The organism is Pseudosulfitobacter pseudonitzschiae, assembly GCF_002222635.1.
GTDB lineage: Bacteria > Pseudomonadota > Alphaproteobacteria > Rhodobacterales > Rhodobacteraceae > Pseudosulfitobacter > Pseudosulfitobacter pseudonitzschiae_A.
On the sequence record NZ_CP022415.1, the window covers coordinates 3,227,386 to 3,244,247 of the forward strand.

Sequence of the window (16,862 nt, forward strand, 5' to 3'; positions counted from 1 at the left end):
TACATGACATTTCCCGACCGGCCCGGCACCTGCTTGGCCGGTTTTGTCGTGCCCATACTAACTGCCCCCTCGTTCCTGCGGGGTTATGGATTGTTTCGTTAGGATCTGCCTGATATGCGCTGAGCAAATTTCACAACACCCACGAGGGCCCTCATGGCAAACGACTATATCGTCAAAGACATCGCACTGGCCGATTACGGACGCAAAGAACTGGACATCGCCGAAACCGAAATGCCCGGGCTGATGGCCCTGCGCGAGGAATATGGCGAAAGCAAACCGTTGAAAGGGTCGCGCATTGTCGGGTCGCTGCACATGACGATCCAGACCGCTGTGCTGATCGAAACGCTGGTGGCGCTGGGCGCTGACGTGCGTTGGGCTTCGTGCAACATCTTTTCGACCCAGGATCACGCTGCGGCGGCCATCGCGGCCAGCGGCGTGCCCGTTTTTGCGATCAAAGGCCAGTCGCTGGTCGAACATTGGGATTACCTCGACAAATCCTTTATGTTTGAAGAGGGTCCGAACCTGATCCTTGATGATGGCGGCGACGCCACGTTGTATATCCTTCTGGGTGCGCGCGTCGAACAGGGAGAGGACGAGCTGATCGCCATTCCCAAGTCAGAAGAAGAAGAAGCGATTTTTGCCCAGATCAAAAAACGCATGGCAGCCAACCCCGGTTGGTTCACCAAGATGCGCAGCCAGATTGTTGGCGTTTCCGAAGAAACCACGACGGGCGTTCACCGTCTGTATGATCTGAAAAAACGGGGCCAACTGCCCTTCCCTGCGATCAACGTGAATGACTCTGTGACCAAGTCGAAGTTCGACAATAAATACGGCTGCAAGGAATCGCTGGTCGATGGCATCCGCCGTGCCACCGACACTATGATGGCGGGCAAGGTCGCTGTCGTCATGGGCTATGGCGACGTTGGCAAAGGTTCGGCCGCATCGCTGCGCGGCGCGGGTGCCCGTGTGAAAGTGACCGAAGTCGATCCAATCTGCGCCCTACAGGCAGCGATGGATGGTTTCGAAGTTGTGCTGTTGGAAGACGTGGTTGCCGACGCAGATATCTTTATTACCACCACCGGCAACAAAGACGTAATCCGCATCGAGCACATGCGCGAGATGAAGGACATGGCGATCGTCGGCAACATCGGCCACTTTGACAACGAAATTCAGGTTGCCGCCCTGAAGAACCACAAGTGGACAAACATCAAAGAACAGGTGGACATGATCGAGATGCCAAGCGGCAACCGTCTGATCCTGTTGTCCGAAGGCCGCTTGCTGAACCTTGGCAACGCCACGGGTCACCCGTCGTTCGTGATGTCCGCCAGCTTTACCAATCAGGTTCTGGCGCAGATGGAACTGTGGATGCGCGGCGATAACTACGAAAACGATGTTTATATCCTGCCCAAGCATTTGGATGAAAAAGTCGCCCGTTTGCACCTTGCGAAAATCGGCGTGAAGCTGACCAAGCTGGATGCAGAACAAGCAGCCTATATCGGCGTCGCCCCTGAGGGACCGTTCAAGCCGGAACATTACCGCTACTGATCTGCTTCGCAGGTTCGAGACAACGAAAAAGCCGCCCTGCCACCGGGCGGCTTTTTTCGATATTAGTGGCACGATAATTTATTCGCACTTACCGCAGCACATCACAGGGTGGCCTGCTTTCGGAACCTGCCCGTGCGTCGCAACGCTCTCATTGAAATGATTGTCAGTTCGGTATGGTCAGCAGAACTGTCAGAACCGATCCGACAACCACCAGTGCCACAACCCCGCCAAAGGCGATCATCAGCGTCTTGGGTGTCATGAGTATAGCGCCACCAGTGGCGTCCGGCTTTGGCACGGGGGCTGGCTTGGCCGTGCCCGCCAAGGCAGGTTGGCCATTCTTTGCCTCAAGCCGTTTCAGCCGTTCCTGAAAGCTGTTCGAAGTTGTCATAGTGCATGCCTGTCGCAAGATTTGGTGATGACGCTCGCCGATGTTCAACACAAACGTGCCGCTAAAGTGCGACAGGAATACGGCAGGAATGGTCTGATTTTACGGAGACGTCAAAGGCCACAGAGTTTTCCACTGCGGCCATTGACGCATATCAGGTCTGTTTCTGATCCGATACGGGGTCGTCCGCAGCGTCAGATTCCAACAACTCGGCATCCTCGATCATGTTCAGATCAGCCTTGGGGTCGGTCTGCGGCTCGGGGTTGCCGACGATCATCGGCAGCATTCCAATGCTGCCTGGCATGGCAACTTCGGCCATCGGCGGCTTGATCCACGCCAGCGTGTCAAAGCTTTCGCAGTTCTCGCAGACGGGTTGCCAGTTTGCATGGATGTGCAGGCAGTTCTCGCAGACCCACTGCGGCCCGCGTGGCACTGTCAGGGCACGGGTCAACCAGCCTTTGACCACATTGTCAGGGGCACCTTCCCCACGCTCGATTGCGGCCAGCAGGGTCGCGACACGCGCAGTCGGATCGGTTTCGAACAGATCGCCCAGATCGCGGCGCGCTTGCGGAAAATCCTCATTCGCGATGTGCAACTCGGCCAGCAGCATCCGCGTTTCAGAATGTTCGCGATGCAGCTTGGTCAGTGTCTGAAACCGTTTGAGCCGTGCAGCCGCGGTTTCCTCGGGTTCGATCGCGGCAAAGGTTGCAGCCAGATCGGGGTGCGGCGATGCCTCCCACGCTTTTTTCAGCACGCGGGTCGCGTATTTCTTGTTGCCCTGCTGGATATAGCTTTGCGCGGCCATGACCGCAGCTGGGATCAGGTCGGGCGACAGGCGGTTGGCTTCGATTGCGGATTCACGGGCTTCGATGCTCTGGTCAGCCTTGAACACCTGCTTGGCCTCGGACAAGGCAAGCACGGCATCGCGACGCTTGTGAACGTCGCGGGGCAGCGCGCCTGCTTTCAACTTCGTGTGCAGTGTGGTGCGCGCGCCGGACCAATCCGAAGATTGTGCCTGCAGCTTTAACAGCACATCGCCCGTTTCCGTGTGGCGCGGTTTCAGCGCAAAGGCTTTCTTGGCCAGTTCCAGCGCCGTGGCGGTGTCCCCCTCGGCCAGTTTTTGCTTCATGATGCCGCGCACGCCGACAAAACGGGTCTGTTCGTTTTTCACCAATTTGCGATAGGTTTCCTCGGCCTTGCGACGGTCGCCCGACATTTCGGCGGCCTGCGCGGTCAGAAGGTCGGTCAGTTCGGGGCGCTTGAGGTATCTCTCGGCTTTGGCGGCCTTGGTCATCGCCAGGCGCCCTTCGCCAGACGCCAGCGCCATCATCCCCTCGGCCAGCGCGTCAAAGCCTTTACTTTGCCGGTTGCGGGCGAAATAGCGGGTGATGGCTGTCTCGTCTCCGTTCAGGAAATGCCAGACTGCAATCAAAGCGCCGACAATCTTGATCAGCAGCCAGACGGCCAGCACCAAAAGCACCAGCGCCATGACGGATTCGAGCGGTCCCAGCGTGAATTCGGTGCCTGCAACGACAACCTGAATACCCCCCTGACTTTCCAGCAGATATCCCGCGCCCAAGGCAACGGCAGCGACGGCGCAAACGAACAGAATAATTTTAACCAGTGACCAGATCATGCGGGTCCCCTCAGTTTGCGGCCAAACGCTGAATCAGCGCTTCGGCGGCATTCATGGCCTCAAGACGGGCCTGTGCGGCGTCCATCCAGGATTGCAGTTCTGCCTTGGCCGGATCAGGCAAGGTTTCGGCTTCGGCCAGCGCATCGGCAAGGTGCCCCTGTCGGGTGGCCTCTTCGACGCGCGACAGCACCGCATCGGGATCGGTGCCTTCGCGCGGTTGTACCGAACGTGCGCCAAGTTGACGCCGCAAGAACCCGCCAAACCCGCCGGTTTCGTCGGTGGCATTGGTGCGCGCCGCAGCCAGTGCAGCGCGCGCGGCGTCGGGCAGGGCTTGTTGTAGGTCGGGCAGCGGTGTCACGCCGTCATCCGCAACGCGCGAAAGCGCAACAGGAACGTCCACGTCGCTGTTGGCGGAAACATCGGCCAGAGCTGTCGCAAAGGGCGATCCGCTGTCCACAGCAGCCAGAACGCGGGTGGCTGCAGCGCGTGCCAGCGTTGTGCCCGCCGCCGCCGTGGCCGATTCTTGAATCAATCGGGCGTCTTTCAGCAATTTGTCGATCTGTTCTTGCTGGGTCGCCATCTGATCGGTCAGCGCGGAAACATCAACGTTCGATGCGCCATCAGCGGGTGGCTGCGGACGCTGTTCCAACGCGTCGGTCCGCGCCACCAGTTCCTCGACCGAGGCCGACAGGGTGTTCAACGTATCCGAGTTGTCGGTGGGTGCATCCGGTATCTGGCTGCGCAGTTCTTCGATCTCGTTGCGCAACTGGCTGACGGTTTGCCCCATCGCCTCTACGTTGGCCGCTGTCTCGGTGTTCTCGCCCGCGCTGCGCCAACTGGAAGGTAATATGGGGTCGATTATCTGTGACTTACCCGCGACAAATCCAAGGCAGGCGGCAACCATGCCGCCCAGCACCAGTGGCCAGAAACCGCTGCTGGATCGCTCGGGCGCGACCGCGGGCATTGTTGAGGGCGCTGCGGGATATTCGTTGGGCGTTGGAGTTTCTTCTGGGGTGACGACCTCTTCCGGCGTGTCATCTTCCGCGGCATCGTCATTCGGCGCAGTCACCTCTTCAGTTGCGATAATTTCGCCTGGCTCGCTCAGTTCAACGGGTTCGTCGGCACTGTCAGGTTGTGGCGTGTCGGCAATCTCTGGCTCGTCCGATTTATCGGGCTCTGGCAGCCCAGCGTCTTTGTCCGGATCTGTGGCGGTCTTATCGTCGGCGTTCGCTTCGGTTGCGACCTTATCTTTGTCTTCCGCTGGACCAACACTTTCAGGAGACTTGGATTTCGCCACGATATTACCTTCCGATTCCCGAACGCTTGAACGCGCGCCCGTTTAAACTTAGCCGCCTCTCTTGGCATGCTTCAAGCTGATAGCACCTGTGCCAAAAGTATTTGCACAACCTCAATCATCGAAACACGGTTCGGGTTCCGTGCTATCTGCAATGCCACGTGGTCGACATCTGCGCAATTTGCCGCAGCAGCCGCGCTGATCGCACCCAGATAAAGCGGCGCAGCGCCCACCGTGCTCTGACTGAAATGTAGCGCGCTGCGTGAAGAAAAAAGAGGAACGATGACAGGATTTGTCCCATTCAGCCTGTTTTGTGCCGCTTCTGTAAGCGGCAGTAGCACCTGATCATAAACCGCAACGCTGTCAGCCGTCAGACCGGCGGCGCGCAAATGGCCTACCACATCTCCCCGCGTGTGGGTGCCTGAAAAATGTACCAACCGCCCTTGGGGCTGTGCTGCTATCAGGGCGGCGACCAAGGTTTCGGCATCTTGCCCGCTGTGCTGTGCCTGCCAGCCTGCTTTTGCGGCAGCGTCTGTGGTGGCGTTACCCACACAAAACGCACGCCGCCCAAGCGCTTGCGGTGCATGTGCCACACCATGCGCCGAGGTAAAGACAGCGGCGTCGCAATCAGGTGTGTCTACCGTCAGTGGTTCAATGCGGATCAGCGGCGATATGACAACCTCGCAGCTTTGCGTCACAGCATCGGGCAGGGCGGCGACAAAGCCATGCGATCCGGCCTCGGGGCGGGTCATCAAAAGCGTGATCCGGTGCCGTGACATGCTGTGCTCTGGTTGTTTGAACGATGTCTAGGTGTTACCTCGGAGCGGAACAATGCGCAACGGACACGCATCATGAACAACGATCTAACAGTGCTGGGCATCGAAAGCAGTTGCGACGATACGGCCGCGGCTGTGTTGCGGGGGCGGCGCGTGCTGTCTTCGGTGGTGCTGGGGCAAACCAGCCTGCACGCGGATTTCGGCGGTGTCGTACCCGAGATTGCGGCGCGTGCCCATGCGGAAAAGCTGGACGGCGTGGTGCGGCAGGCGCTGGCTGAAGCAGGCTCTAACCCAAGTGATATTGACGCAATTGCTGTCACCGCAGGGCCGGGATTGATCGGGGGCGTGGTGTCGGGTGTGATGCTGGCCAAAGGGATGGCGGCAGCATTGGATGTGCCGCTCTATGGTGTGAACCACCTGGCGGGCCATGCTTTGACGCCGCGCCTGACGGATGCGATTGAATATCCCTATTTACTGCTGCTGGTGTCGGGCGGGCATTGCCAGTTTCTGTGTGTTTCTGGACCTGACGAATTTCGCCGTCTTGGTGGCACCATCGACGACGCCCCCGGAGAGGCGTTCGACAAGGTTGCGCGGCTGATCGGCCTGTCACAGCCGGGTGGGCCGTCGATTGAACATGCAGCGACGGGTGGGGATGCCAAACGCTTTGCCCTGCCGCGTCCTCTGTTGGATCGTGAGGGGTGCGATATGTCGTTCTCGGGTCTTAAAACCGCAACATTGCGCGCGCGTGACAAGGTCATCGCGGAAAAGGGCGGGCTGACCGAACAGGATCAGGCTGATCTGTCCGCCGGATTCCAGGCCGCCGTCGCGGATGTCCTGCAAGAGAAATGCAGGCGCGCCTTGGTGGCCAGCGGTCCGGTAAGGGCACTGTGCGTTGCTGGTGGTGTGGCTGCAAACCAGACTATACGCGCTGCATTAGAGACTGTTTCGAACGCGAACAGCATCCCGTTTATTGCGCCACCCTTGGCTTTGTGTACCGATAATGCGGCAATGATTGCTTATGCGGCCATCGAACAGATGCAAACCCGCGAAGCTGACGGAATGGACCTGTCGGCCCGCCCCAGAATGCCACTGGACACCGCCAGTCAGGCGATGCTGGGCAGCGGCAAAAAAGGGGCCAAAGCATGAGCGTTTCTGTCCTTGGGGCAGGGGCCTTTGGCACCGCGCTGGCGATTTCTCTGGCACAGAAGGGTGCCGTGACCCTGTGGGGGCGCAATCCTGATCATGTGGTTGAAATGCAGGCCAACAGAACAAATACCGCGCGTTTGCCGGGTGTGGATTTGCCTGCATCTATGTCTCTAACAAGCGATATAGCGCAGGCGCTGGCCGCAGATGTGATCCTGCTGGCGGTTCCGATGCAACGGCTTGCCGGCTTTCTGACCGACCACATTCCGCAGAGCAGCACCGCCAATCTGGTCGCGTGCTGCAAGGGTTTCGAGGTTTCGACCGGACGTGGCCCTGTTACGGTGATCCGCGATATGGTGCCACAGGCCACCGCCGCGATCCTGACGGGCCCCAGCTTTGCCGCCGACATTGCGCGTGGGTTGCCAACCGCACTGACGCTGGCCTGTGCGGATGATGCGGCGTGTCAGAAGTTGCAACAGGCTCTAACAACGCAAAACCTGCGTCTTTACCGTACAACGGACACTCAGGGTGCCGAACTGGGCGGCGCGCTGAAGAACGTCATCGCCATCGCCTGCGGGGTCGCCATTGGCGCGGGACTGGGCCAAAGCGCGCGCGCTGCATTGATGACGCGGGGGTTCTCCGAGATGACCCGCCTTGCGCGACACCTTGGGGCCGAAACCGCAACGCTCGCAGGGCTGTCCGGTTTTGGCGATCTGGTGCTGACCTGCACGTCAGAGCAGTCGCGCAATTACCGGCTGGGTCTGTCGCTGGGCGTCGGAAACAGCTTTGATCCCTCGACCACGGTAGAGGGCGTCGCCACGGCCCGCGCGATTGTGCAGATGACGCAAGCCAGCGGAGTTGATATGCCGATTACACACACAGTTGCCCGCCTGCTGGACGGCGAGGCCGACGTGCCCACATCTATGGCGGCCCTGTTGTCGCGCCCACTGAAGGAAGAATGACATGCTGATCGCATTGATTGCCACAGACCGAGAGGGCGCGCTGGACGTGCGCAAGGCCAATCGGGACAACCACTTGGCTTATATTGAAAAAACTGGCGTTGTGGCTCAGGCTGGCCCGTTGCTGGATGGCAGTGGTCAGATGGCTGGATCGCTGGTGATCTTGTCGGTGGACAGCATGGCAGACGCGCAATTGTGGGCCGACAACGACCCCTATGCGCTGGCCGGTTTGTTTGCCGACGTCAAACTGATCGAATGGAAAAAGGTTATTGGCTGATGGCATATTGGCTGTTTAAATCGGAACCGTCCACCTGGGGCTGGGATGACCAACTGGCCAAGGCCGACGCGGGCGAGGAATGGGACGGCGTGCGCAACTATCAGGCACGCAATTTCATGCGCGAAATGAAACTGGGCGATCGGGGTTTTTTTTATCATTCTCTAAAGGAAAAAGCCGTGGTTGGCGTGGTCGAGGTGATCGCCGTGGCGCACCCTGACAGCAGCACCGACGATGACCGGTGGGAATGTGTGGACATCAAGGCGGTCAAATCCGTTAAAACACCTGTAACGCTGGACATGATCAAGGCTGATGGCCGTCTGGACGATATGGTTCTGGTGCGTAATTCGCGTCTGTCGGTGCAGCCGGTCACAGATGTGGAATGGCAGATTGTTTGCGGTTTGGCGGGGATTGATCCCTGACACCGGACCGGGACCAAACGAATAAGGCCCGCGTAATGCGGGCCTGAAACCGTCTTTGACAAAGGGAAATCAGCCGTAAACGCTGTCTTTCCCAAAGTGTTTGGTTAGCATATAGTAAACCACCGCGCGGTATTTGTTACGCTCGGATTTGCCATAGGTTTCGATCACGCTGTTGATCGCTTCCATCAGTTGGGGGCCATCGGCCAAGCCCAGCTTTTTAATCAGAAAGTTTTCTTTGACTGTCTCCAGTTCGGATGGCTGCGTGCCTGCCACAGTGGACGCATCAGCGTTATAGATCGCGGGCCCGCAGCCGATAGTGACCTTGGTCAAAAGGTCCATGTCTGGCGTCATGCCACATTTGTTCTTCAGATCATCCGCGTACTGCGCGATCAGGTCGTCACGTTTTCCCATAGTCAGTCTCCTACCTTGGTATTGGCCGCAAAACCGGCCTTGGATAAAAGTCTAAGGGCTATCCGTGCCGCAAAAAAGGAAAAATTTTCACAAAGTTCCCCCTCTGCGCGCGCATACAGACCCAATTCCAAGTGTGCTTACCGTTAAAGCTGACTGTTTGGCGTGCATAAGGCACAACTGCGCCCCGCCGTGTCACCAAGGCGGACTGCACATGCCGCAGGGTGTCAAAAGTTCCGCGATACCCGAACCGAATACAGACAATCGGGCGCGTGCCATGCTGCGCCAGCACGCCCCCTGATTGATCAGAAATCCAGATTTTCTACGTTCAGCGCGTTTTGCTGGATGAACTCGCGGCGCGGTTCGACCACGTCACCCATCAGCTTGGTGAACAGGTCGTCAGCCTCGGCCATGTCCTCGACACGCACTTGCAACAGCGTCCGCGCATCCGGGTCCAGCGTGGTTTCCCACAGCTGGTCGGGGTTCATTTCACCCAAACCCTTGTAGCGTTGCAGCGACAGACCCTTTTCGCCCTCGGCCAGAACGGCGTCGAGCAGGTCCATCGGCCCATAGATCATCTGGCTGCGGTCCTTACGCACCAACTGTGCAGGCATGTTGTAGACATCTTGCAGGTGCTGCGTGAACGTGCCGGTCTTGCGAGCCTCGCCGCCGCGCAGAATGCGACCGTCCAGCGTGCGCACCTCTTCGACGCCGCGCAGGATACGGGCCAGACGCACGCCGTGGTCCTGAGTGATGCGCCCCTGCCAGCCTTTTTCGTATTCCAGCGCGATCAGGTTCAGACGCTCGGCCACCCTGTCGGCGACACCTTGCAGGTCACGCTCGACCGCACCTTCGGAAAACGCACCGGCAATTGCCGCCTGTTCCAGAATGTGACGCGGATAATGCGTTGGAAACGCTTCCAGTACACGGCGCATCTGGCGGGCGTGATCGACAACACGGGCCAGATCGGCGCCGCTGATTTCCTCGCCGTTGCCCTGACGCAGCATGGCGCCGTCGATGCCCTGATTGATCAGGTATTCTTCCATCGCAGTCTGATCCTTGAGGTAAACCTCGGACTTGCCACGCGACACTTTGTACAGCGGCGGTTGCGCGATGTAGAGATAACCGCGTTCGATCAACTCGGGCATCTGCCGGTAAAAGAACGTCAGCAACAGCGTGCGGATGTGTGCGCCGTCAACGTCCGCATCGGTCATGATGACAATTTTATGATAGCGCAGCTTGTCGATATTGAACTCGTCACGGCCAATGCCGGTGCCAAGCGCCATCACAAGGTTGCCGATCTCCTGACTGCCCAGCATCCGGTCGAACCGCGCGCGTTCCACGTTCAGGATTTTACCCTTCAGCGGCAAAATCGCCTGTGTCTGGCGGTCACGGCCCGTCTGTGCAGACCCTCCGGCGCTGTCACCCTCGACAAGAAAGACTTCGGTTTTGGACGGGTCTTTTTCCGAGCAATCCTTGAGCTTACCCGCCAGAAAGTTCACATCCATCGCTGTTTTGCGCCGCGTCAGATCACGCGCTTTGCGGGCGGCCTCGCGGGCCAAAGCGGCTTCGATGATTTTGCCGACGATAATCTTGGCTTGCAGCGGGTTTTCTTCGAACCACTCTGCCAGCTTTTCGTTCACCAGACTCTCGACAGCAGGCCGCACTTCGGAACTGACCAGCTTGTCCTTGGTCTGGGACGAAAACTTTGGATCGGGCACTTTGACAGACAGCACACAGGTCAGACCTTCGCGCGCGTCATCGCCTGTGAACGAAACCTTTTCCTTTTTCGCGATCCCGCTGGACTGGGCGTAATTGTTGATTGTCCGCGTCAGCGCACCCCGAAAGCCCGCCATATGGGTGCCACCATCCCGCTGGGGGATGTTGTTGGTAAAGGGCAGGACGTTCTCGTGATAGCTGTCGTTCCACCACATCGCGACCTCGACGCCGATTTCGTCACGCTCTCCCGAGATGAAAATCGGATCTTCCATGATCGACGATTTCGACCGGTCAAGGTATTTGACGAACTCCTTGACGCCGCCCTCGTAGAACAGTTCGGACCGCAGGGGTTCTGCGGGGCGTTCATCCGTCAGAATGATCCGCACGCCTGAGTTCAGGAACGCCAGCTCGCGCAGGCGCTTTTCCAATGTTTCGAACGAATATTCCAGATTCGAGAATGTGGTGGTCGAGGCGAGAAAGCGCACTTCGGTGCCGGTTTTGCCGTTGGAGTCGCCAACAACTTCAAGATGCTTGGCAGTGTAGCCGCCTTCGAACCGCGCGATGTGCTCTTTGCCCTCGCGCCAGATGCGCAATTCCAGCCAGTCGCTGAGCGCGTTCACAACCGAGACGCCAACGCCGTGCAAACCGCCCGATACCTTGTAGCTGTTGCTGTCGAATTTGCCGCCCGCATGCAGCTGGGTCATGATGACCTCGGCAGCTGAAACGCCTTCTTCCTCGTGAATACCTACAGGAATCCCGCGCCCGTTGTCGCTGACCGAAACCGAGGAATCTTCGTGGATTGTGACAGTCACTGCGTCGGCATGACCGGCCAGCGCCTCGTCAATGCCGTTGTCCACGACCTCGTAGACCATGTGGTGCAAACCCGACCCGTCGTCAGTGTCACCGATATACATGCCAGGCCGTTTGCGGACAGCATCCAAGCCCTTGAGAACTTTGATGGAATCCGCGCCATACTCTTGTGGCGCCTGCTCGTTTTCGGACATGCCGTTTCACCCTATATTTTTTGTTATTTTATACTGTTTTTGCAGGGGGATGTCACGCAATCGAGACAAGTTTCTGACCTAGACAAAGGGCAGGGCCAACCCCACCAGAATCAGCAGCGCACCGGCCCCGATATTGATTCGCCGCAGGGCGCCCGAGGTGGTGATAAACGTCCGCACACGCCCGACAAAAGCAGCCATCGTCAGATTGCCGACAAGCGGGATCAGAACCGATGCACCGACGATCAAAAGCACGTCGACCCACGTCACCGCGCGCAGATCGAAAAAGCCGGGCAAGACGCCCATGTAGAACAACACCGCCTTTGGGTTGCCCAGAATCGCAAGGATACCGGCCAGAAATCCGGCCATCATGCCGGGGCGGGTCAGGCGGCTGTCAGCGCTGATGGCAGCATCGGCATGGCGGATCAGCATGGCCCCCATGACGACGAACACGCCGCAGGCAATCCACCGCAGCACCAGCATAAAAGTGTCGAACACCGACAATATCCAAGAGATGCCCAGAATCGCGACCAACGGCCAGACGATATCGCCAATCGCTACGCCAAGCGCTAGCGGCCAAGCAGCGCTAAACCCGCCTGACAGGCCGCGTGCCATTAACGCCAGCCACACCGGACCCGGCGTCAGGAACAGGATCAACAGCGCGCTGCAATACAGCAACAGGTCGGACCACTGAAGCGTCATGTCACTGCCTCTACATGCGAAGCGCCATCCGCTTCGGTCACATTCAAATACTGCGCCCGCGCGCCCAGCGCATCAAACAGATTGCGGTCTGTGCCTGTCATCCAAGCCTGCGCACCCAGCGCCACGATTTCGTCATACAGCGCCGCGCGCCGGTCCGCGTCCAGATGGGCTGCAACCTCGTCCAGCAGCAACAGCGGTGGTGCGCCAAAGCTTTGTGCCAATGCCCGCGCATTCGCAAGGATCAGTGACACCAGCAGCGCCTTTTGCTCGCCGGTGGAGCAATCTCGGGCAGGCACGTCCTTGGCGGCATAGGTACCGATCAGATCGGCACGGTGCGGCCCGATCAGCGTGCGCCCTGCCGCCAGATCGCGTTTGCGACCCTCGGCCAATGCTGTGCGCAAATCGGCCTGGGTCGTGGGCAGGGGGACATCGGCGTGGGTCAACTCCAGATCTGCCGTGGGAAAGGCCGTCTGCGCGTCCTGCTGGGCGCTGTGCAGCTCGGACAAGGTCGTCAACCGGTTGGCGTGGATCGCCGCACCGGCCTGCGCCATCTGTGCCTCAAGTGCGCCGTACCACGCAGGATCGCGCACCATGTCTTTCAGCAGCCGGTTGCGTTCCCGCATCGCCTTTTCATAGGACAGCGACAGCTCCGCATGACCGGGCTCAAAACTCAGCGTCATCCGGTCCAGAAACCGCCGCCGCCCTTCCGCACCTTCGATCCACAGCCGGTCCATCGCTGGGATCAGCCACAGCACCCGTGCTACCCGCCCCAGCGCCACCTGAGCTGCCGCCTTGCCGTCAATCCGCACCTGCCGCGCGGCGCCTGCCTCTGATGTGATGTCAATCTCGTGAACCTGCCGCAGCGATGTCAGTACGCCAGAGATCTTCCAACCCAGCGCCTCCGGCCGTCGCGTCATATCCTCGGCGCTTGACCTGCGCAAACCGCGACCGGGCGAAAACAATGACACCGCTTCCAGAATGTTGGTCTTGCCTGCACCATTGGGTCCAAAGATCGCAACCGGGCGCGGGTCCACCGAAATTCGCGCCATGCGGTGCGACCTGAAATGGGAAACGGTCAATGCAGAAAGGGACAGCGTCACAACTGTCCCTTTCTTTTGGCCTGAAATATCCCCGCCGGAGGCAAGAAAACTCTTAAACGCGCATCGGCATGACGACATAGACAGCCGACATGTCATTGCCTTCACGCATCAACGTCGGGTCGCCTGACGAGTTGAACATGAACACAGCGTTTTCGCGGTCCACCTGGCTGGCGATCTCCAGCAGGTATTTGGCGTTAAAGCCGATTTCCAGCCGCTCGTCATTGTACGACACCGCCAATTCCTCTTCGGCGGCACCGCTGTCGGGGGCGTTCACCGACAGGATCAAACGATCTTCGTCCAGTTGCAGTTTTACCGCGCGCGAGCGTTCTGATGACACGGTCGCAACGCGGTCTACAGCGCGGGCAAAGTCGCTGGCGTCTACTTCCAGCTTGCGGGTGTTGCCCTGCGGAATAACGCGGGTGTAATCAGGGAATGTGCCGTCGATCACCTTCGACGTCAGCGTGATTTCCGGCGTGGCAAAGCGCACTTTGGTTTCTGACACCGACACGGCAATCTTCATCTCGTCATCATCCAGAAGCTTGCGCAACTCGCCTACGGTTTTACGTGGAACAATGACGCCGGGCATATCTTCGGCCCCTGCGGGCAGATCGGTGTCGATCCGCGCCAGACGGTGGCCATCTGTCGCGACACAGCGCAGCACCTTGCCGTCTTCGCCGGTGGACACGTGCATGTAGACACCGTTCAGATAGTACCGGGTTTCTTCAGTCGAAATGGCGAATTTGGATTTGTCGAAAAGGCGGCGCAGCTTGGCCGCCTCGATCGAGAAGTTCGACGCATATTCCGACGAGGCCATGACTGGAAAGTCTTCCTTGGGCAGCGTCGCCAGCGAAAAGTTCGACCGGCCCGCTTCCACTGTCAGACGACCGGCGGCGGCGTCGGCGGTCAGGGTGACCAACGCACCATCGGGCAGTTTGCGCACGATTTCATGCAGCGTGGTGGCGGACACGGTGGTGGCACCCGCGCGTTCGACCTGTGCTGGGGCCTTGTCCACCACTTCGATATCCAGATCGGTGGCGCGGAACATCACGTCAGATCCTTCGGCCTCGATCAACACGTTGGCGAGGATCGGGATCGTGTTGCGGCGTTCGACCACAGACTGGGCCTGGCTCACGGCTTTGAGCAACGCGGCCCGTTCAATACTGATTTTCATCTGTCCCTCTCCAATCGGACCACCGGGACGGGCAAACTACCCTATACCGGCACATTCTCAAGCTTTTTGTTTGTTGTCGGCTGGATTGCAGGAAGGGTCAAGCGTGGCAGGTGGATTGCATCCGTTCCAAACACAAACGGCACCCGAAAAGGGTGCCGTGTTGTACAGGTGACGCAGGTTTACGCTTCGAGCGCGCGGCGCAGCAGTTCAAGATCTTCAGCGATTTGCCCGTCCTGCACTTTCAGCTCTTCGATACGGCGCACGCCGTGCATGACGGTGGTGTGGTCGCGACCCCCGAACCGGCGGCCAATCTCGGGCAATGACCGGCTGGTCATATGTTTGGACAGATACATGGCCACCTGACGCGGCCGCGCATAGCTGCGCAGACGTTTGGGGCCGATCATATCCGACAGACGGATGTTGTAGTGTTCGGAAACACGGCGCTGGATTTCTTCGATGGTGATCTTGCGCTCGGACGCGCGCAGCACGTCGGCCAGACAGTCTTGGGTCAGATCCATGTCGATTTCGCGGCCCACAAGCGAGGCAAAGGCGAACAGACGGGTCAGCGCACCCTCGAGAACACGCACATTGGTCGAAATGCGGTGGGCAAGAAATTCCAGCACGCCGGGGGCTATGGTCAGACCGGGATAGTTGCGGCCCTGTTGTTCGACCTTGCTTTGCAGGATGCCCAAGCGCAGTTCGTAGTCTGTGGGGTGCAGGTCGACGACCAGACCACATTGCAGACGCGATTTGACGCGATCCTCAAGATCCTTGATTTCGCCGGGGGCGCGGTCAGCCGAGATGATGATCTGGCGGTTCTGGTCTACCAGTGCATTAAAGGTGTGAAAAAACTCTTCCTGCGTCGAATCCTTGCCAGCGATGAATTGAACATCATCCACCATCAACACATCGACATTGCGAAAGATTTCTTTGAAATCCATCATCTTGCGATCACGCAGCGCCTGAACAAACCGGTACATGAACTGTTCGGCGGACAAGTACAGCACAGACAGATCGGGGCGTGTTTGTTGCAGTTCCCATGCGATCGCGTGCATCAGGTGTGTTTTGCCCAGACCCACGCCGCCATACAGAAACAGCGGGTTGAACGTAACAGGGCCACCTTCGGCCACGCGTTTGGCGGCGGCATGGGCCAGTTCGTTGGGCTTGCCCACGACAAAGCTGTCAAAGGTGAAACGACGGTCCAGTGGTGCTGTGTTCAGCGCCGAGGAAGGTGCGACCTTGGCTGGGGCGGCGGCAGGCTTGGCAGGCGTTGAACGTGGTTTTTCGGACATATTGGCAGCGACGGTAAAGTTTAGCCGGTTTACGCTGGCATTCTCATGGCGCAGTTCGTGCAAAATCAGATCTGCAAAGTTCTGGCTGACATAATTGCCCATGAAGTTGGTCGGCACGTTGAATGTGGCAATGCCATCTTCAAGTTGCTGGAATTCCAGCGGCTCGATCCAAGTTGTGAAATTGTTCTGTCCCACGGTTTTGAGCAGCCGTTGTCTCAGCTGTCCCCATTTTTCTTGTGTCATTCTTTTATTCCCCAAGCCTTTCCGCTGTCCCCACCAAGCGCAATATGCACTCGGCCGCCTAATACTTCCCACGACACGCTCACATCATTCCGTGTCCCGACGGAAACAGATGCGACTTGCGTCGTCTTCGATCAGAAAACAGACTACGTCCGTGGGTGCCACGTAGGACCCCCAGAACGACGTGCGTCATTCCAAATATTGATGCGACAGGTGGCGCCAAAAAATCGGCATTCCACAGACACCATTCAGTCTTTGTCCAACTGTCCGGCCGGCAAACAAACCCTTTATAGTGCGGCAGCACGCGGGTCTGAGTGTCCTGTCCCCCCAGGCGAAGTGAATCGCTGGAACCTTGGTAGCAACTTCGTCAGCGACGCGGCAACAGAACTTAAATGTTGACTCGGGCTTTTGTGAAAAAGAATCTACGGGCCTTATTTTGAAGGCTCAAAAAACAAACGGCACCGCCTGAGCGATGCCGTTGCAAAACCGTCATAATTTTGTGTCTTGGCTTACGCCAGCGATTTAACGCGCGACGACAACCGTGACATTTTCCGCGAAGCGGTGTTTTTGTGATAGACACCCTTGGTGACGCCACGCATCAGTTCGGGCTGTGCAACGCGCAGTGCAGATTCGGCTGCGGCCTTGTCACCGGAAGCAATCGCTTCCTCGACTTTGCGCAGATATGTACGAATCCGCGAGCGGCGTGCTTTGTTGATTGCGAAACGTTTTTCGTTTTGACGGGCCCGTTTCTTGGCCTGAGGCGTATTTGCCATGTTTATCTCGTCCCAATGATTG

General features: G+C 58.5%; 16 protein-coding genes. 5 read left to right on the forward strand and 11 right to left on the reverse strand.

The genetic code is table 11. The features are described 5' to 3' along the window. Positions 1 to 153: 153 nt before the first annotated feature. Positions 154 to 1,545 carry an adenosylhomocysteinase gene (gene ahcY / locus SULPSESMR1_RS15895; RefSeq protein WP_089421749.1) on the forward strand — a complete coding sequence of 464 codons (1,392 nt, stop codon included), beginning with the start codon at positions 154 to 156 and terminating at the stop codon, positions 1,543 to 1,545. 163 nt (positions 1,546 to 1,708) lie between these two features. Here the strand turns inward: ahcY and SULPSESMR1_RS15900 are convergent, their stop codons facing one another. The 4 genes from SULPSESMR1_RS15900 to SULPSESMR1_RS15915 all read right to left on the reverse strand — a co-directional run bounded on the left by SULPSESMR1_RS15900 (position 1,709) and on the right by SULPSESMR1_RS15915 (position 5,639). Next, positions 1,709 to 1,933, reverse strand: coding sequence for a hypothetical protein (locus SULPSESMR1_RS15900; RefSeq protein ID WP_089421750.1), 225 nt, complete (start codon positions 1,931 to 1,933; stop codon positions 1,709 to 1,711). A 151-nt stretch (positions 1,934 to 2,084) separates the two neighbouring features. Continuing rightward, positions 2,085 to 3,566: a heme biosynthesis protein HemY gene (locus SULPSESMR1_RS15905; protein WP_089421751.1), complete on the reverse strand. Its 1,482-nt coding sequence runs from the start codon at positions 3,564 to 3,566 to the stop codon at positions 2,085 to 2,087. Between the two features lie 10 nt (positions 3,567 to 3,576). Continuing rightward, positions 3,577 to 4,863, reverse strand: coding sequence for a hypothetical protein (locus SULPSESMR1_RS15910; RefSeq protein ID WP_089421752.1), 1,287 nt, complete (start codon positions 4,861 to 4,863; stop codon positions 3,577 to 3,579). 71 nt (positions 4,864 to 4,934) lie between these two features. Further along, entirely contained in the window at positions 4,935 to 5,639 is a 705-nt protein-coding gene (locus SULPSESMR1_RS15915; protein WP_089421753.1) for a uroporphyrinogen-III synthase, read from the reverse strand. A 72-nt stretch (positions 5,640 to 5,711) separates the two neighbouring features. Here SULPSESMR1_RS15915 and tsaD point away from each other — a divergent pair, with 72 nt between their 5' ends. Genes tsaD through SULPSESMR1_RS15935 form a run of 4 tightly spaced genes read left to right on the forward strand, consistent with a single transcriptional unit; the run spans position 5,712 to position 8,434 of the window. Continuing rightward, positions 5,712 to 6,782: a tRNA (adenosine(37)-N6)-threonylcarbamoyltransferase complex transferase subunit TsaD gene (gene tsaD / locus SULPSESMR1_RS15920; RefSeq protein ID WP_089421754.1), complete on the forward strand. Its 1,071-nt coding sequence runs from the start codon at positions 5,712 to 5,714 to the stop codon at positions 6,780 to 6,782. Further along, a complete protein-coding gene (locus SULPSESMR1_RS15925) occupies positions 6,779 to 7,741 on the forward strand; it encodes an NAD(P)H-dependent glycerol-3-phosphate dehydrogenase (protein ID WP_089421755.1) in 963 nt (320 codons plus the stop codon). The genes tsaD and SULPSESMR1_RS15925 overlap by 4 nt, the downstream gene beginning before the upstream one ends. 1 nt (position 7,742) lies before the next feature. Then, positions 7,743 to 8,015 (forward strand): YciI family protein, encoded by a 273-nt coding sequence (locus tag SULPSESMR1_RS15930; RefSeq protein ID WP_089421756.1) that lies wholly within the window; start codon positions 7,743 to 7,745, stop codon positions 8,013 to 8,015. Then, entirely contained in the window at positions 8,015 to 8,434 is a 420-nt protein-coding gene (locus SULPSESMR1_RS15935; protein ID WP_089421757.1) for an EVE domain-containing protein, read from the forward strand. The genes SULPSESMR1_RS15930 and SULPSESMR1_RS15935 overlap by 1 nt, the downstream gene beginning before the upstream one ends. 69 nt (positions 8,435 to 8,503) lie before the next feature. Here SULPSESMR1_RS15935 and SULPSESMR1_RS15940 read toward each other — a convergent pair whose 3' ends face one another. The 7 genes from SULPSESMR1_RS15940 to rpsT all read right to left on the reverse strand — a co-directional run bounded on the left by SULPSESMR1_RS15940 (position 8,504) and on the right by rpsT (position 16,840). Beyond that, positions 8,504 to 8,845 carry a DUF2853 family protein gene (locus tag SULPSESMR1_RS15940; RefSeq protein WP_089421758.1) on the reverse strand — a complete coding sequence of 114 codons (342 nt, stop codon included), beginning with the start codon at positions 8,843 to 8,845 and terminating at the stop codon, positions 8,504 to 8,506. Between the two features lie 302 nt (positions 8,846 to 9,147). Further along, positions 9,148 to 11,565, reverse strand: coding sequence for a DNA topoisomerase (ATP-hydrolyzing) subunit B (gene gyrB, locus SULPSESMR1_RS15945; protein ID WP_089421759.1), 2,418 nt, complete (start codon positions 11,563 to 11,565; stop codon positions 9,148 to 9,150). A 78-nt stretch (positions 11,566 to 11,643) separates the two neighbouring features. Then, the gene (locus tag SULPSESMR1_RS15950; protein ID WP_089421760.1) at positions 11,644 to 12,264 is read right to left on the reverse strand and encodes a LysE family translocator; all 621 of its coding nucleotides are present in this window, start codon (positions 12,262 to 12,264) and stop codon (positions 11,644 to 11,646) included. Then, complete coding sequence (gene recF, locus SULPSESMR1_RS15955) at positions 12,261 to 13,313, reverse strand: DNA replication/repair protein RecF (protein WP_240311426.1); 1,053 nt, start codon at positions 13,311 to 13,313, stop codon at positions 12,261 to 12,263. The genes SULPSESMR1_RS15950 and recF overlap by 4 nt, the downstream gene beginning before the upstream one ends. A 103-nt stretch (positions 13,314 to 13,416) precedes the next feature. Then, complete coding sequence (gene dnaN, locus SULPSESMR1_RS15960) at positions 13,417 to 14,535, reverse strand: DNA polymerase III subunit beta (RefSeq protein WP_089421762.1); 1,119 nt, start codon at positions 14,533 to 14,535, stop codon at positions 13,417 to 13,419. A 179-nt stretch (positions 14,536 to 14,714) separates the two neighbouring features. Continuing rightward, positions 14,715 to 16,070, reverse strand: a complete 1,356-nt coding sequence (gene dnaA / locus SULPSESMR1_RS15965; protein ID WP_089421763.1) for a chromosomal replication initiator protein DnaA — start codon at positions 16,068 to 16,070, stop codon at positions 14,715 to 14,717. A 506-nt stretch (positions 16,071 to 16,576) separates the two neighbouring features. Next, on the reverse strand, positions 16,577 to 16,840 hold the full coding sequence (gene rpsT, locus SULPSESMR1_RS15970) for a 30S ribosomal protein S20 (protein ID WP_089421764.1): 264 nt from the start codon (positions 16,838 to 16,840) through the stop codon (positions 16,577 to 16,579). Between the last annotated feature and the right edge of the window lie 22 nt (positions 16,841 to 16,862).

Bases quoted from the DNA above. Each gene is read 5' to 3' on its own strand.
- tsaD (WP_089421754.1), top strand. From the start codon at position 5,712: ATGAACAACGATCTAACAGTGCTGGGCATCGAAAGCAGTTGCGACGAT.
- gyrB (WP_089421759.1), bottom strand. From the start codon at position 11,565: ATGTCCGAAAACGAGCAGGCGCCACAAGAGTATGGCGCGGATTCCATC.
- dnaN (WP_089421762.1), bottom strand. From the start codon at position 14,535: ATGAAAATCAGTATTGAACGGGCCGCGTTGCTCAAAGCCGTGAGCCAG.
- recF (WP_240311426.1), bottom strand. From the start codon at position 13,313: ATGGCGCGAATTTCGGTGGACCCGCGCCCGGTTGCGATCTTTGGACCC.
- SULPSESMR1_RS15930 (WP_089421756.1), top strand. From the start codon at position 7,743: ATGCTGATCGCATTGATTGCCACAGACCGAGAGGGCGCGCTGGACGTG.
- SULPSESMR1_RS15940 (WP_089421758.1), bottom strand. From the start codon at position 8,845: ATGGGAAAACGTGACGACCTGATCGCGCAGTACGCGGATGATCTGAAG.
- SULPSESMR1_RS15950 (WP_089421760.1), bottom strand. From the start codon at position 12,264: ATGACGCTTCAGTGGTCCGACCTGTTGCTGTATTGCAGCGCGCTGTTG.
- ahcY (WP_089421749.1), top strand. From the start codon at position 154: ATGGCAAACGACTATATCGTCAAAGACATCGCACTGGCCGATTACGGA.
- SULPSESMR1_RS15925 (WP_089421755.1), top strand. From the start codon at position 6,779: ATGAGCGTTTCTGTCCTTGGGGCAGGGGCCTTTGGCACCGCGCTGGCG.
- SULPSESMR1_RS15935 (WP_089421757.1), top strand. From the start codon at position 8,015: ATGGCATATTGGCTGTTTAAATCGGAACCGTCCACCTGGGGCTGGGAT.
- SULPSESMR1_RS15905 (WP_089421751.1), bottom strand. From the start codon at position 3,566: ATGATCTGGTCACTGGTTAAAATTATTCTGTTCGTTTGCGCCGTCGCT.
- SULPSESMR1_RS15900 (WP_089421750.1), bottom strand. From the start codon at position 1,933: ATGACAACTTCGAACAGCTTTCAGGAACGGCTGAAACGGCTTGAGGCA.
- rpsT (WP_089421764.1), bottom strand. From the start codon at position 16,840: ATGGCAAATACGCCTCAGGCCAAGAAACGGGCCCGTCAAAACGAAAAA.
- dnaA (WP_089421763.1), bottom strand. From the start codon at position 16,070: ATGACACAAGAAAAATGGGGACAGCTGAGACAACGGCTGCTCAAAACC.
- SULPSESMR1_RS15915 (WP_089421753.1), bottom strand. From the start codon at position 5,639: ATGTCACGGCACCGGATCACGCTTTTGATGACCCGCCCCGAGGCCGGA.